The sequence below is a fragment of the Pseudomonas sp. Arb-4-2C genome, from assembly GCF_055755015.1.
Map to the genome: position 1 here is coordinate 2373862 of NZ_CM146899.1, position 15754 is coordinate 2389615.

Here is a 15754-nt window from a genome sequence, read left to right on the forward strand (position 1 = left end):
GTCAAGCGACGGCTACGACGTCGAGAATCCGCTGCACCACCCGATCCTGATCGATGCCGGCGGCTTCGGCTTCAAACGACAGAATGATGCGGTGACGCAACACGTCGAACAGCACCGCCTGAATGTCTTCGGGGCTGACGAAGTCGCGTCCGGCCAGCCAGGCGTGGGCACGGGCGCAGCGGTCAAGGGCGATGGAGCCGCGCGGGCTGGCGCCATAGGCGATCCACTCGGCCATTTCCGGGTCGAATTTGGCCGGGGTGCGGGTGGCCATGACCAGTTGCACCAGGTATTCCTCCACGGCGTCGGCCATGTACAGACCGAGGATTTCCTTGCGCGCGGCGAAGATCGCCTGCTGGCTGACCCGGCGTTCAGGCTTGGTTTCGCCGTTCAGCGCTTCGCCACGGGCCTGTTGCAGAATCCGGCGTTCGACGGCGGCGTCCGGGAAGCCGATTTTCACGTGCATCAGGAAGCGGTCGAGCTGCGCTTCCGGCAGCGGGTAGGTGCCTTCCTGCTCGATCGGGTTCTGCGTGGCCATCACCAGGAACAGTGGCGACAGTTCGTACGTGCTGCGCCCGACGCTGACCTGACGTTCGGCCATGGCTTCGAGCAGCGCCGATTGCACCTTGGCCGGGGCACGGTTGATTTCGTCCGCCAGCACCAGGTTGTGGAAGATCGGCCCCTGCTGGAACACAAAACTGCCGGTTTCCGGGCGATAGATCTCGGTGCCGGTAATGTCGGCCGGCAGCAGGTCGGGGGTGAACTGGATGCGATGGAACTGGGCTTCGATGCCCTCGGCGAGTTCTTTGATCGCTTTGGTCTTGGCCAGACCCGGAGCGCCCTCGACCAGCATGTGGCCGTCGGCGAGCAGGGCGATGAGCAAGCGCTCGATGAGTTTTTCCTGGCCGAGAATCTGCGTTGAAAGAAAGGTTCGCAGCGCTAGCAGCGCTTCACGATGTTCCATCGGTGACTGTTCCTGGAAAGGGTGGCCCCAGGCGTTCGGATAACGCCGGGGCTGGGGGCGTTACTTTAATCCATCGAGGGGGGTGGCGACTAACGGCATTTTGCGCAAAGTGCAGGAAATGACCGGGGTAATTGTTGGATTTTTGTAGCGGGGGGAGAGGTGCGGTGTTCTTCAAGGCCTCTTCGCGAGCAGGCTCGCTCCCACATTTGAACGGCGTACACCGGTCAGAGTGGGAGCGAGCCTGCTCGCGAAAGGGCCCGTGAGGCCAACATCAAATCTGGCTGATGTAAGTCCCGGTGCCATCCAGAATGTTCTTCAGGGTTTCCTCAACCTCATCCAGATCCACCATATCCGGGTTGAAGGTGATTTCCAGCACATCATCCCCATTCAACGCATCGGCATCCGCCGCCGCGATTTCGATTTTCAGCAGCGTCTTGCTCAGGGTGACCTTTACGCCGTCGAGGGTCGAAGGTTCGCCATCCAGGGTGATTTCCAGTTCGTCCTCGTCCGGGTAGCGGCTCATCAGAAACATATCGCCCTTGTCGCTGTGGCAGCAGAGCATGGCCATGTTGTCTTCTTCGTCGTCGCACGGATTGACGATCAGTAGGGCGGTGGTCATTTGCATGGGGAATTCCTGCCTCGGCGGGCGTGTTGGTCGCAATTGGGCGCGATTCTGCCAGCCCGAGAAGATTTCTGCTGCTAGATCTTGGCCGCTATCTAACAACGCCCGGTGGTGGATGAACGAGAGAGCGACTGAAACAGGAGGAGGCTGAGGGCGTTTTCTGCTTCTTTTGCCTGAAATATCCGACACCTTTGTAGGTGCGCGGAATCTGGATCATATTTCACCCCTATTTAGGGGGTATCGCTTGTTTTCGCGGCATTTTTACAACTATTTTTACATTCGAACGCAAAGGCGTGCGCAGACAAAACCTGAAAGCAAGGAGTTTTCAATTGAATCAGTATTTCGAGTTGGCCGACGAAATCCGGCATCTTTCCGAGGCACAGATCGAGCAGATCTATAAGCGCTATCTGAGTGGCGAGAAAAGTGCCAACCTGATGGCCGAGTTCCAGATTCCCGCGACCGTTCGCAGTTTGCTGAAGGTGCTGCCGCCGATTGTCAGTCGGGAGTTGACGTGTCCCTACTGCCGCCTGCCCATGTGGGTTCGTCAACAGGCCAAAGGTACGCCGGTCTCATCGCGCAAACCCTATCAATGTGTCAGTTGCGAACATCAATATCAGCCACTCGGCCCTCGGCGGCGTGCGCCGTGTACATGCAGCGCGTGCATGAGTGAGCGCGAGCAGAAAACCGCGGCTCAGGCTGAGCGCTTGTCCGATCTTTCGCAGGTGTTTTGCCGGGAGTGCGACTCTCCCAATATCGACGTCAGCATGAACAAACAGATCTTGCGGACGACGTGCTACGACTGCTCCACGATCAGCAAATTCAGAGCCTACGAAGAGTTGCCGGACTGATCCGCGTCAAACGCTGGCGCTGAACCCAATGTCACGCTCAGGGCCGATAAAACGTCCCTGGGCGTTTTCGTTTCTGGATATGTAGCGTCGCGAAGGCCGTTTCTGGCACGAATGTGCCGTAAAGCCGGGCATTCAGACCAGCATTTTCCGCCGTGGCTGCTAGTGTTTACCGTTGCCAAAGCCTTGGTTTACGTGCCAATGACCGAATATGTCGCAGCACCGCAAGCAGACACATTGTCGCACCCATTAAGCTGCGCAACGGATGAGCACCCGTAAAGACATTGTCGGCAGCCCCGACAGTCGTTTTTGCAGATGCCCATTCAATGGAAGGTGAATGTGACCTGAGTGTCTCGTCCAGCTTCACCCACCTGTCCCCCTGTTTCCTCTGCCCGAGAATCAGGAACAGGGCGACACAAGCCCCGAAAGGGGTGTTGCACGCGACGCTTTCCATCAATAACAAGCTTAAGCGGAGTACCACAGATGGCGTTCTTCACCGCAGCCAGCAAAGCCGACTTCCAGCACCAACTGCAAGCGGCACTGGCGCAGCACATCAGTGAACAGGCACTGCCACAAGTGGCGCTGTTCGCTGAACAATTCTTCGGCATCATTTCCCTGGACGAGCTGACCCAACGTCGCCTCTCCGACCTCGCTGGCTGTACTCTTTCCGCGTGGCGCCTGCTTGAGCGCTTCGATCACGCGCAACCGCAAGTGCGCGTCTACAACCCCGATTACGAGCGTCATGGCTGGCAGTCGACCCACACCGCGGTCGAAGTCCTGCACCATGACCTGCCATTTCTGGTCGACTCGGTCCGCACCGAGCTGAACCGCCGCGGCTACAGCATCCACACCCTGCAAACCACCGTGCTCAGCGTGCGTCGTGGCAGCAAGGGCGAGTTGCTGGAAATCCTGCCAAAAGGCAGCACCGGCGAAGGCGTGCAACATGAATCGCTGATGTACCTGGAAATCGACCGCTGCGCCAACGCGGCCGAACTGAACGTGCTGAGCAAAGAGCTGGAACAGGTGCTTGGTGAAGTGCGCGTCGCGGTTGCCGATTTCGAGCCGATGAAGGCCAAGGTGCAGGAAATCCTCACCAAGCTCGATAACAGCGCATTCGCCGTCGATGCCGACGAAAAGACCGAAATCAAGAGCTTCCTGGAATGGCTGGTGGGTAACCACTTCACCTTCCTCGGCTACGAAGAGTTCACCGTTGTCGATCAGGCCGATGGCGGCCACATCGAATACGACCAGAACTCCTTCCTCGGTCTGACCAAACTGCTGCGCACCGGTCTGACCAACGAAGACCGTCACATCGAAGACTACGCCGTGAACTACCTGCGCGAACCGACCCTGCTGTCGTTCGCCAAGGCTGCGCACCCGAGCCGCGTGCACCGTCCGGCTTACCCGGACTACGTGTCGATCCGCGAAATCGATGCTGACGGCCACGTCATCAAGGAACACCGCTTCATGGGCCTGTACACCTCCTCGGTGTATGGCGAGAGCGTGCGGGTTATCCCGTTCATTCGCCGCAAGGTCGAAGAAATCGAACGCCGTTCCGGCTTCCAGTCCAAGGCTCACCTGGGCAAGGAACTGGCGCAGGTTCTGGAAGTACTGCCGCGTGACGACCTGTTTCAGACCCCGGTCGACGAGCTGTTCAGCACCGTGATGTCGATCGTGCAGATCCAGGAACGCAACAAGATCCGCGTGTTCCTGCGCAAAGACCCGTACGGTCGCTTCTGCTACTGCCTGGCCTACGTGCCGCGTGACATTTATTCCACCGAAGTGCGCCAGAAGATCCAGCAAGTCCTGATGGAGCGCCTGAAGGCTACCGACTGCGAATTCTGGACGTTCTTCTCCGAGTCCGTGCTGGCCCGCGTACAGCTGATCCTGCGCGTCGATCCGAAGAACCGCCTCGACATCGACCCGCTGCTGCTGGAAAAAGAAGTGGTACAGGCCTGCCGCAGCTGGCAGGACGACTACGCTGCACTGACCGTCGAAAGCTTCGGTGAAGCCCACGGCACCAACGTGCTGGCGGATTTCCCGAAAGGCTTCCCGGCCGGCTACCGCGAGCGTTTCGCTGCGCATTCGGCCGTGGTCAACATGCAGCATTTGCTGAGCCTGAACGAAAAAAATCCGCTGGTGATGAGCTTCTATCAGCCGCTGGGTCAGGTGTCCGGTCAGCGCGAGTTGCATTGCAAGCTGTACCACGCCGACACCCCGCTGGCGCTGTCCGACGTATTGCCGATCCTGGAAAACCTCGGCCTGCGCGTGCTGGGTGAATTCCCGTACCGCCTGCGTCACACCAACGGCCGCGAGTTCTGGATCCACGACTTTGCGTTCACCGCTGCCGAAGGCCTGGACCTCGACATCCAGCAGCTCAACGACACCCTGCAGGACGCGTTCGTCCACATCGTCCGTGGCGATGCCGAGAACGATGCGTTCAACCGTCTGGTGCTGACTGCCGGTCTGCCATGGCGCGACGTCGCGCTGCTGCGCGCTTACGCCCGTTACCTGAAGCAGATTCGTCTGGGCTTCGACCTGGGTTACATCGCCAGCACCCTGAACAACCACACCGACATCGCTCGCGAGTTGACCCGGTTGTTCAAGACCCGTTTCTACCTGGCGCGCAAGCTGGGCAGCGATGATCTGGAAGACAAGCAACAGCGTCTGGAACAAGCGATTCTGACCGCACTGGACGATGTTCAGGTGCTCAACGAAGACCGCATCCTGCGTCGTTACCTGGACCTGATCAAAGCCACCCTGCGTACCAACTTCTATCAGACTGATGCCAACGGCCAGAACAAGTCGTACTTCAGCTTCAAGTTCAACCCGCACGCAATCCCTGAGCTGCCGAAGCCGGTTCCGAAGTTCGAAATCTTTGTGTACTCGCCACGCGTCGAAGGCGTGCACCTGCGCTTCGGCAACGTCGCTCGCGGTGGTCTGCGCTGGTCCGATCGTGAAGAAGACTTCCGCACCGAAGTCCTCGGCCTGGTAAAAGCCCAGCAAGTGAAGAACTCGGTCATCGTGCCAGTGGGCGCGAAGGGCGGCTTCCTGCCGCGTCGCCTGCCATTGGGCGGCAGCCGTGACGAGATCGCGGCCGAGGGCATCGCCTGCTACCGCATCTTCATTTCGGGTCTGCTGGACATCACCGACAACCTGAAAGACGGCGCCCTGGTGCCGCCGGCCAACGTCGTGCGTCATGACGACGATGACCCGTACCTGGTAGTCGCCGCGGACAAGGGCACTGCGACCTTCTCCGACATCGCCAACGGCATCGCCATCGACTACGGCTTCTGGCTGGGTGACGCATTCGCGTCCGGTGGTTCGGCCGGTTACGACCACAAGAAAATGGGCATCACCGCCAAAGGCGCGTGGGTTGGCGTACAGCGCCACTTCCGCGAGCGCGGCATCAATGTCCAGGAAGACAGCATCACCGTGGTCGGCGTGGGTGACATGGCCGGTGACGTGTTCGGTAACGGCCTGTTGATGTCCGACAAGCTGCAACTGGTCGCGGCTTTCAACCACATGCACATCTTCATCGATCCAAACCCGAACCCGGCGACCAGCTTCGTCGAGCGTCAGCGCATGTTCGACCTGCCGCGTTCGGCCTGGACCGACTACGACACCAGCATCATGTCCGAAGGTGGCGGTATCTTCTCGCGCAGCGCGAAGAGCATTGCCATCTCCCCGCAGATGCAGGAACGCTTCGACATCAAGGCCGACAAACTGACCCCGACCGAACTGCTGAACGCCTTGCTCAAGGCGCCGGTGGATCTGCTGTGGAACGGCGGTATCGGTACTTATGTCAAGGCCAGCACCGAAAGCCACGCCGATGTCGGCGACAAGGCCAACGATGCACTGCGCGTGAACGGCAACGAACTGCGCTGCAAAGTGGTGGGCGAGGGCGGTAACCTCGGCATGACCCAACTGGGTCGTGTGGAATTCGGTCTCAATGGCGGCGGTTCCAACACCGACTTCATCGACAACGCCGGTGGCGTGGACTGCTCCGACCACGAAGTGAACATCAAGATCCTGCTGAACGAAGTGGTTCAGGCCGGCGACATGACGGGCAAGCAACGCGATCAGTTGCTGGCAAGCATGACCGACGAAGTCGGTGGTCTGGTGCTGGGCAACAACTACAAGCAGACTCAGGCCCTGTCCCTGGCTGCCCGCCGTGCCTACGAGCGTGCCGCCGAGTACAAACGCCTGATGAGCGATCTGGAAGGCCGTGGCAAGCTGGACCGCGCCATCGAGTACCTGCCGACCGAGGAGCAGCTCACCGAGCGCGCCGCGACTGGCAAGGGCCTGACGCGTCCAGAACTGTCGGTGCTGATCTCGTACAGCAAGATCGACCTCAAGCAGCAGCTGCTGGACTCGCTGGTGCCGGACGACGACTACCTGACCCGCGACATGGAAACCGCGTTTCCACCGAGCCTGGTCAGCAAGTTCGCCGATGCCATGCGCCGTCACCGTCTGAAGCGCGAGATCGTCAGCACCCAGATCGCCAACGATCTGGTCAACCACATGGGCATCACCTTCGTTCAGCGACTCAAAGAGTCCACCGGCATGACCCCGGCGAACGTGGCGGGCGCTTACGTGATCGTGCGTGACATTTTCCACCTCCCACACTGGTTCCGTCAGATCGAAGCGCTGGACTATCAGGTCTCCGCTGACGTGCAACTGGAGCTGATGGATGAGCTGATGCGTCTGGGCCGTCGCGCTACGCGCTGGTTCCTGCGTGCCCGTCGCAACGAGCAGAACGCTGCCCGTGACGTCGCGCATTTCGGCCCGCATCTGAAGGAGCTGGGTCTGAAGCTGGACGAACTGCTGAGCGGCGAAATCCGCGAAAACTGGCAGGCGCGTTATCAGGCTTACGTCGCAGCCGGTGTACCGGAACTGCTGGCGCGTATGGTGGCGGGGACTTCCCACCTCTACACGCTGCTGCCGATCATCGAGGCTGCCGATGTAACCGGTCAGGATCCAGCCGAAGTGGCCAAGGCGTATTTCGCCGTGGGCAGCGCGCTGGACATCACCTGGTACATCTCGCAGATCAGCGCCTTGCCGGTTGAAAACAACTGGCAGGCCCTGGCCCGTGAAGCGTTCCGTGATGACGTCGACTGGCAGCAACGCGCGATCACCATCGCTGTCCTGCAAGCGGGTAACGGCGATCTGGACGTGGAAGCACGTCTGGCGCTGTGGATGGGTCAGCACGAAGCCATGATCGAACGTTGGCGCGCCATGCTGGTGGAAATCCGTGCCGCCAGCGGCACCGACTACGCCATGTACGCGGTGGCCAACCGTGAGCTGAACGACGTGGCGCTGAGCGGTCAGGCGGTTGTGCCTGCTGCTGCAGCGACTACGGAGCTTGAGCTTGCTTGAGTAGCCGTTGAATGAAAAAGCCCCTGCATTGTGAGATGCGGGGGCTTTTTTATTTCTGCTGATTTATTTGTGTCCGTTAAATCTTACCCCCTCACCCCAGCCCTCTCCCCCAAGGGGGAGAGGGTTAGGGTGAGGGCAGCGGTCAACTATCACCGCACATTAAGACCTTGTTTAGTATCGAGCATCGACACTTTATCTGTCGGCCTGGTCAACAAATTACTGAGCGACTGGTCAAACTTCTGCAATGCCCGAACCTGAACTTCCTGCTGCTGATTAATATCCGCAACAATTTCCTCTGAACGCTTGAAGTCCGCCCACACCGGCGTCAACTCTTTCGCCTCAGCCCCCTTGGCCGTCCCGATATAGTTAAACTCACCGTCATAAAAATCCGCACTCACATCCGCCTTGATGTCGGAACTGCGCGAGGTCATCAACTGACTGTGAGTGTCGACGATCGCCACCACATCCGGGTTGGCCGCACGCAGGCTCTGCATGTCCGGGTACACCGTCACCGAGCCGAACTGGCGTTGCAGCGAGGCTTTCACCCAATCCACGGCCATGTCCGGTTTTGAGGTGGCGACATAGGCGTCATGGATCGGTTGCACCAGCAAACTCTGGCCGAAACCGGTGCCAGCGTTGGCCTGATAGTCGCGCAGGTATTCGCGGTTGGTCTGGGTGCTTGGGCTGTAGACCACGCCCAGTGAGACACCGGGACCGCTTTTGGCCTGGGCGGCGCTGCTGCGGCCGACCGGCTGGGTGAACAACGTGTCGAGTGAGGAAACCGCTGTCGGGGCGGTAGGAACAGAACAGGCGGACAAGGCTAAAACCGATATCGCCAATGTACTGGCAAATGCAAGTTTCATGGTGAGTCTCCTGTGAAGCAACTTCAGTCGGAAAGTCAGAGGTGTCGGGGTTGATTAAATAAAACCGGCGACAGTGGCCTCAGACTACTCCCGCCAAACTGAAAACAACCTGACAATTTGCTGAATGACTGTCATGCAATAGTTTTATTGGCTGTAAGCGTTATTGATTAATTGCCGCAGGAAATAAAAAAGGCGCGAATCAATGATTTGCGCCTTTTATTTATGGCTGGTTAAACAACCATCAGTTTTTCAATGGGATCAGCACTTGCTCGTCAGGCGACAGCACCATGAACACCAACAACTTCGCTGGCCTGGTTTTGCTGGCGTTTTTCGACACCAGATGTTCGGAGCCGGCCGGTTCGTACCAGAACTGACCCTTCTTGTAGGTGATCGCTTGTTCGCCCTTGACCTGGGAAGTCACTTCGCCTTCGAGCACATACGCCATGGCCGTGCCATCGTGTTTGTGGGCGATGGAGGACTGGCCGGGTTTGTAGTCGACTTCGATCATCATGGCTTTTTTGCCGGGGACGTTTTTCAGCATCTGGTCCTGCAGGACCGAGACCTTTTCCGAGGCATCGTGAGCCAGGGCTGGAACGGAAAGGCTGAGGGCGAGGGCGGCGGCGAAGCCGTGCAGGAGTTTCATGGCGGGTCACCTGTGAAGTGGAGGAATCGGTCTTCACAGTAGTCCGCGGAGTGAGGCATTCAAACGGCCAATATTGGGGAAGTTCGGGTGACCAATCTGGGGGATATCAGCGCATTCAAATACGCCATCGCGAGCAGGCTCGCTTGTATGTTTAGACTTGAAGGGGTGGGCGGGACTAAAAGCTCGATTCCGACTCTAGCCAGTACGGACCGTGGGAGACTTCTCGTTCCGCCCCTTCTACCTAAAGCGCCGATAAAGAATTCATCGGTAGAACCGACGATAGAGGCAAGCCAGCGCTACGGTAGACCCCAACAAGCACCTAAACCCTAGCTCCGAGGATTCGTCATGACAATCCTTACCTCGCCAACGGTAGTTGGTATCGATGTCGCCAAGGCCGAAATCGTCGTTTACCGCGAAGACTTGAAAAATATCCAGTTCATCAGCAACGATCGCGCATCGATTGGCCGCTGGCTCAAGACCCTACCTGCTCATAGCTCGATTGCCCTGGAGGCCACGAGCCTTTACCACCTCGATACGGCTGAGCTGGCTCACGGCATGGGGCACCGTGTTTATATTGTGGACCCTTACCGGGTGAGCCATTACCGCGAAGGTGTTGGTCAGAGAGCAAAAACTGACCCCTGCGATGCGCGCCTGCTGGCGCGTTATCTTTCCAGCGAGCAGCAACGACTGCGGGTCTGGAGTCCACCTCCTCAGCTCTATACCGTGCTGAAAAGCCTGCTTAATAAGCGTGCACAGCTGGTAAAAAACCACGCTGGCCTCATGCTGAGCTGGTCAAGCGAACCTCTTTTGAAAGAACTCTCGGTCCAAGAGCGGGAACACTTCAAACGCTCTGAACAGGTGATTCAGAAATTGCTGCGCGAAATCAGCGAGGAGGCGGGCATCACCGAAAATATCCGGCGCTGTAAGGCGATTGAAGGGATCGGTGAGTTGACGGCCACGGGCTTGGCTACCACTTTTATGCGTGGTGATTTCGCCAGCGCCGACGCTTTTATAGCCTTTTTGGGGATGGACTTGAGGGCAAAGGACTCAGGGAAAAAGCACAGTCCTCGCCACCTGAGCAAAAAAGGTGATGGAGAGTTAAGGCGTCTTGCGCACAATGCCGCAATGGCTGCCTGCCGGTCTCCTGTTTGGAAACCGTTCTATGAGTCCTACTTGGCAAGAGGTCTGGCCAGAACTCAAGCCTTGGTCATCCTCGCCCGCAAGCTCTGCCGAGTGGCATTCGCTCTCATGAAAAATCAGAGCGAATACCAACCGAATGTGAGGTTGCAGGGTTCCCCTGCAACATAGAATCTCCCACATTCAAATGTGGGAGCGAGCCTGCTCGCGATGGCGTTAGTTCAGACGATAGGGAAACTGTTGAAATCCACACTATTGGCCAGCCGACTGTCAATCAAGTCGATAAACCCCTGGGCCTCAGGCCGATTGAAGTGCGCCTGCATTGCCGCTTCCGACTGCCAGTGGGCACTGACCGTCCAGCGGTGGCTGTCGTCGGGGCAGCGGTCGACCATATAGGAATCGCAGCCAGGGGTTTCGCGCAGGGTTTCGACAATCTTCTGCAACTGCCGGCCGAGTTCTTCCGAACGCCCGGCTGCAGCCCGCACCTCAACGGTGTTGATCACTTCGTTGGACATTGCTCACACTCCTGAATCAGGCCGGACGAATCCTGCTCATTGAGGGATAACGCCAGTGCAGAATAGGCCTGCACCCCGTGATCACCAATAACCAATCGGCGGTTAATCGCCCAGACCAATCATTCACGCGACTTGTTGCAGAATGTCGCGCAAGCGATCCAGAGCGATGTCGATGTCCAGCGTCTCGATGGCACCGAAGCCGAAGTACAGGCCGTTTTTCGCCGGTTGCTGGTGATAGAAACCATTGATCGAATACAACCCGACCTCGACCTTTTTCGCCAGGTCGATCACCAGCGGCAGATCGATCGGCACTTTGCAAAACACCGCCATGTGAAAACCCGCGCTGGCCGGCACCGCGTCGAGCCAGGGCGACAGATCGGTCGCCATGCGCGCCAGAATCCGCTCCCGGCGCTGGGCATAAATAGTGTGGCAGCGGCGGATGTGCTTGAGCAGGCAACCCTCGGCGATGAACTTGGCCAGCGCCCATTGCGGCAGGGTGGAGGCGTGCAGGTCGGTGAGTTGCTTGGCGCGGATCACCGCTTCGAGGATCGCCGGGGGCAGGATCGCGTAGCCGAGTCGTAACTCCGGCAGCAGGGTCTTGGAGAAGGTCCCGACGTAAGCGACGATGCCGCGCTGATCGAGGTTGTGCAGCGAGTCCGTCGGCCGGCCCTCGTAGCGGAACTCGCTGTCATAGTCGTCCTCGATGATGATCGCGCCGAGTTCGTAAGCCCGGGCCAGCAACGCCTCGCGCCGCGCATGGCTCATCGGCATGCCCAGCGGGAACTGGTGCGACGGTGTCACGTAGATCAGCCGCGTGCCGTCGGGAATGTGCTCGACCTGAATCCCTTCCGCATCCACCGGCACCCCGACCACGGTGGCGCCATGAGTGCCGAACAGCAGCCGTGCCGGCGGATAACCCGGATCTTCCATCGCCACCAGACTGCCGGGGCGCAGCAGCACCCGGGCGATCAGGTCCAGCGCCTGTTGCGCGCCGTTGCACACCACGATGTCTTCGTCCTGGCAGTTCACTCCACGGGAAAACGCGATGTGCCGGGCAATCGCATTGCGCAGCGCCGGCAAGCCTTCCGCCACGCTGTAGAAACCCTTGGAGCCCGCCATCTGCCGCATCGCATGGGACACGCAGCGGCGCCAGTCATCGTGGGGGAACTGGCCCTTGCTGGTGGCGCCGCCGATGAAGTCGTAGCGCAGCGAGCCTTCCAGCGTCGGATGGCGCAGAAATACCGGCAGGTTGCACCAGCTCTCGATCACCTCGGAACTGGCCAGTTCGGAATGGCTTTGCTTGCGCTGCACCGGCGTCGAGCGCGCATTGACGTAAGTGCCTTTGCCGATGACGCCGGTGAGGAAGTTTTCGTACGTCAGCTGCGCGTAAGTGTCGGAAATGGTCTTGCGCGAAATCCCCAGTTGCTCGGCCAGCAGGCGGCTGGGCGGCAACTGCGTGCCCGCGGCCAGGCGCCCGGATTCAATGGCGCCGCGCAGTTGCTGATACAACTGACCGGCCAGATCCTTGCGGCCGTTGATCACGACATGCAGTTCCATACTGACGGGGCTCCTGGGGGGCGATTGAAGTGTCGGCCAGATTACCGCTGTTGCTGATCGGGAAGTAGTTGCGCACGACAAATACCTTGAATTGGTCACCGTCACTTGTGGGAGCGGGCTTGCTCGCGAAGGCGTCGTGTCAGGCAACTAAAAATCGACTGGCCCACCGCCTTCGCGAGCAAGCCCGCTCCCACAGGTTCAGTGTGTATCCGTAGTTCAGTGGTGTACCGGTTTTCCGTGGAATTGGGGCTGTAACGTTGCCGAACCAGCGCTTACCGTGAAATCACTCTTCTGCTGCCCGAGACTCACCCATGTCCCCGCGTCTGGATTACTACAGCGCTTCACCCAAAGCCATGAAAGCGATGATCGCCCTGGAAGCACTGACCAGCAGCCTGAGCATCGAGGCGCCGCTGCTGCACCTGATCAAGATCCGCGCCTCGCAACTCAACGGCTGTGCGTTCTGCACCGACATGCACTCGGTGGATGCGCGGCGGGCCGGGGAGACGGATCGACGTCTTTACGCCATCGCAGTCTGGCGCGACAGCGGCTTCTTCAACCTGCGCGAGCGGGCCGCACTGGCCTGGGCCGAGGCGGTGACGCTGCTGGCGGAAAGTCATGTGCCGGACGACGTCTACCAACAGGCGCGGGAGCAGTTCAACGAAGCCGAACTGGTGGACCTGACCATGGCCGTCAGCACCATCAACAGCTGGAATCGCCTGGCGGTGAGTTTTCGCCAGATCCCCGCAGACCATTGATCAATGCCAACTAAAAAATCCTGTGGGAGCTAGCCTGCTGGCGAGGGCGGTTTGTCTGTGCAAAGCCCACACTGGATCTCCAGCAGCCGCCAACCCTGAATTCAGCACATAACCCTGCAGGAGTGAGTCTGCTCGCGAAGGGACATCATCAGCCGACATCGCGTTGACCGGTCCACCGCTTTCGCGAGCAGGCTCGCTCCCACAGGTTGATGAGAGGGGGCCTGAAGTTTATGCAGCAACCTGATTCCTTATGGACAAAAAGCGCGGCCTACGGCCCAATCGCGCAGCCATTTCCTTCGGCAGTCGTTCTGTCATATTCGGTATCACTTGATTGCAGATAGTAGCCAGCCCAACGCTAATTCCAATGAGGCTGCACTGTGTTTCAACGTCTTGTGTGTTCGCTGTCCGTTCTGAGCCTGTCCATCGCTGCTGCCCACGCTGCCGAGCCTGTCGCGCTCGACACGCCACGGCTGAAAAGCATCGACAACTTCCGTGATGTCGCCGGCCTCACTACCGCGTATTCCACGGCCCACGACGGCACGATGCGCGGCGGCGTGTTCTACCGTTCCAACGCGATCACGCCGTCGGCAGCGGATCTGGCGACCCTCAACAGCCTCGGCATCAAAGCTGTCTACGACCTGCGCACCCCGAGCGAAATCGCCGGCACGCCGGACACCTTGCTGACCGGCGCGACCTACCAGAACATCGACATCATCGGCAGCACCACTTCGGGCGCGAACATCACCACCGTATCGTTCAAAAGCGCCGCCGACGCCATCGCCATGATGGAACAGACCAACCGCGCCTTCGTCAACGACGCGGGGATGCGCGGTCAGTTCGGCAAGCTGTTCAACGAACTGGCCACCACCGACGGCGCACAACTGTTCCACTGCACCGCCGGCAAGGACCGCACCGGCTGGACCGCCGCCGTGTTGCAGAGCATCGCCGGGGTCGACAATGCGACCATCATGGCCAACTATCTCGCGACCAACGACTACACCGCCGCCCGCGTCGCCGCGACCCTCAAGGCGCTGCCGCCGAGCATGGCCTCGATCTATGCGCCGTTGCTCGGCGTGCAGGCCAGCTACTTGCAGGCCGGTCTTGATGAAGTCACCGCCGAATACGGCAGCATGGACAACTACCTCAAACAAGGCCTCGGCCTGTCGCAAGAAACCCTCTACGTCCTGCGCGGCAAACTGGTCGAGTACAACAGCCTGCCGGGGCAGGCCGGGTTGATCGGCAACGCGGCCGCCGGTGCCGAATTGCTGCGCGAGTTGCAGAACACCAACCTGTCCGGCACTTACAGCGCCTACAACTATTACCTGCAATCGGCCATCGACGCCGGCACCCTCGGCGGTGTCGAATCGCAGGTCGGCGGCCAGGTTCACGCTGACGCCGCCAGCTACCTGCTGCGCCAGAACGCGCTGATCGAACAAGCCGCCGCACCGTACGCCAGCGGCTCCGACCTGACGGTCGGCCAATACCGGCTGTGGACCACGGCGCTCGCCGGTTACCTCGGCACCGACGGCTCGTCTCACGCCGAGAGCAGTAATGAACACAGCCAGGGCCTGATGGTCGGCATCACCCAGCGCTTTTCCGAACAACTCAGCGCGCGCGGCGGATTCGGCTACAGCAAAGGCACTGTCGGCGGCGCGGGTGGCGAGGCTGATACCGACTTCACCTTCTTCAACCTCGGCGCCCGCTACGGCTTCATCAGCCTGGAACGCGGCCTGTTCGTCGATGCCAACGCCAGCGCCGGTTACGTCGACTACGACAGCAAGCGTGAGCTCGGTGGCGGCCTCGGCACGGCCAAGGGCGACACCCACGGCAACCTCACCGGTGCCACCCTGGCGCTGGGTTACCGCGCCCCGGTCAACGGCATGATCCTCGAACCAAGCCTCGGCTTCCGGGTCAGCCACCTCGACCTGAAGGGCTTCAAAGAGAAGGGCAGCGAACTGTCACTCGACGTCGACGACAACACCGCCACCCGCCGCAGCGCCGTCGCCAACCTTAACGTGGCGTTCGCCCCGGTGGCGATGGGCGCCTGGCAATTGGTACCGGGCGTGCAAGTCGGATACGAGCGCACCTTGGGCAACAACGACGTCAACAGCCAGGGCCACTTGTTGGGCCTCGACATCGAACAACGCGCCGCGTTCGACAACCGTGACCAGTTTACTGGTGGCGTCAACCTGATGGCCAGCCTCGGCCCCGTCAGCGTCGGCGCGGAAGTCGGTGCCAGCGGTGGTGGTGACAGCCATGGTTTCAGTGGCAGCCTAAAGGCCAGTTACGCGTTCTAAAAGTACGAATAAAACCGCAAGGTCAAGGACGACCGCCATTCACAAAGCACCAGATAAACCCTGTGGGAGCGGGCTTGCTCGCGAAGGTGCCATCTCATCCAACCTCACCATCAACCGACCCACCGCTTTCGCGAGCAAGCCCGCTCCCACAGTTGAAATGCAATCTCCTTGTGGGAGCGG

Annotated in this window: 11 protein-coding genes; 5 read left to right on the forward strand and 6 right to left on the reverse strand. The window is 59.7% G+C overall.

The annotated features are described in order from the left end of the window. Position 1: 1 nt before the first annotated feature. Both AC0J41_RS10580 and AC0J41_RS10585 read right to left on the reverse strand, forming a co-directional pair. Positions 2-961 (reverse strand): AAA family ATPase, encoded by a 960-nt coding sequence (locus AC0J41_RS10580; protein ID WP_003218556.1) that lies wholly within the window; start codon positions 959-961, stop codon positions 2-4. Between the two features lie 271 nt (positions 962-1232). After that, entirely contained in the window at positions 1233-1586 is a 354-nt protein-coding gene (locus tag AC0J41_RS10585) for a hypothetical protein (RefSeq protein ID WP_007968580.1), read from the reverse strand. Between the two features lie 326 nt (positions 1587-1912). Here AC0J41_RS10585 and AC0J41_RS10590 point away from each other — a divergent pair, with 326 nt between their 5' ends. Together AC0J41_RS10590 and AC0J41_RS10595 are read left to right on the forward strand one after the other, a co-directional pair. Continuing rightward, the gene (locus tag AC0J41_RS10590; RefSeq protein WP_473015485.1) at positions 1913-2431 is read left to right on the forward strand and encodes a hypothetical protein; all 519 of its coding nucleotides are present in this window, start codon (positions 1913-1915) and stop codon (positions 2429-2431) included. 480 nt (positions 2432-2911) lie between these two features. Next, on the forward strand, positions 2912-7807 hold the full coding sequence (locus AC0J41_RS10595; RefSeq protein ID WP_473015487.1) for an NAD-glutamate dehydrogenase: 4896 nt from the start codon (positions 2912-2914) through the stop codon (positions 7805-7807). Between the two features lie 149 nt (positions 7808-7956). Here the strand turns inward: AC0J41_RS10595 and AC0J41_RS10600 are convergent, their stop codons facing one another. Then, entirely contained in the window at positions 7957-8670 is a 714-nt protein-coding gene (locus tag AC0J41_RS10600) for an ATPase (RefSeq protein ID WP_473015488.1), read from the reverse strand. A 241-nt stretch (positions 8671-8911) separates the two neighbouring features. After that, positions 8912-9313, reverse strand: a complete 402-nt coding sequence (locus tag AC0J41_RS10605) for a cupin domain-containing protein (protein ID WP_025113316.1) — start codon at positions 9311-9313, stop codon at positions 8912-8914. Positions 9314-9658: 345 nt separating this feature from the next. Here AC0J41_RS10605 and AC0J41_RS10610 point away from each other — a divergent pair, with 345 nt between their 5' ends. Next, positions 9659-10621 (forward strand): IS110 family transposase, encoded by a 963-nt coding sequence (locus AC0J41_RS10610; RefSeq protein ID WP_473013377.1) that lies wholly within the window; start codon positions 9659-9661, stop codon positions 10619-10621. A gap of 50 nt (positions 10622-10671) precedes the next feature. On the opposite strand, the gene AC0J41_RS10615 is transcribed toward AC0J41_RS10610, so the two are convergent. Both AC0J41_RS10615 and pdxR read right to left on the reverse strand, forming a co-directional pair. After that, entirely contained in the window at positions 10672-10965 is a 294-nt protein-coding gene (locus AC0J41_RS10615; protein ID WP_025113315.1) for a putative quinol monooxygenase, read from the reverse strand. 123 nt (positions 10966-11088) lie between these two features. Next, positions 11089-12522, reverse strand: coding sequence for a MocR-like pyridoxine biosynthesis transcription factor PdxR (gene pdxR, locus AC0J41_RS10620; protein WP_473015489.1), 1434 nt, complete (start codon positions 12520-12522; stop codon positions 11089-11091). Positions 12523-12833: 311 nt separating this feature from the next. Between pdxR and AC0J41_RS10625 the strand changes: the two genes are divergently transcribed. Next, positions 12834-13277 carry a carboxymuconolactone decarboxylase family protein gene (locus AC0J41_RS10625; protein WP_473015490.1) on the forward strand — a complete coding sequence of 148 codons (444 nt, stop codon included), beginning with the start codon at positions 12834-12836 and terminating at the stop codon, positions 13275-13277. 377 nt (positions 13278-13654) lie between these two features. Beyond that, a complete protein-coding gene (locus tag AC0J41_RS10630; protein ID WP_473015491.1) occupies positions 13655-15574 on the forward strand; it encodes a tyrosine-protein phosphatase in 1920 nt (639 codons plus the stop codon). Positions 15575-15754 lie beyond the last annotated feature (180 nt).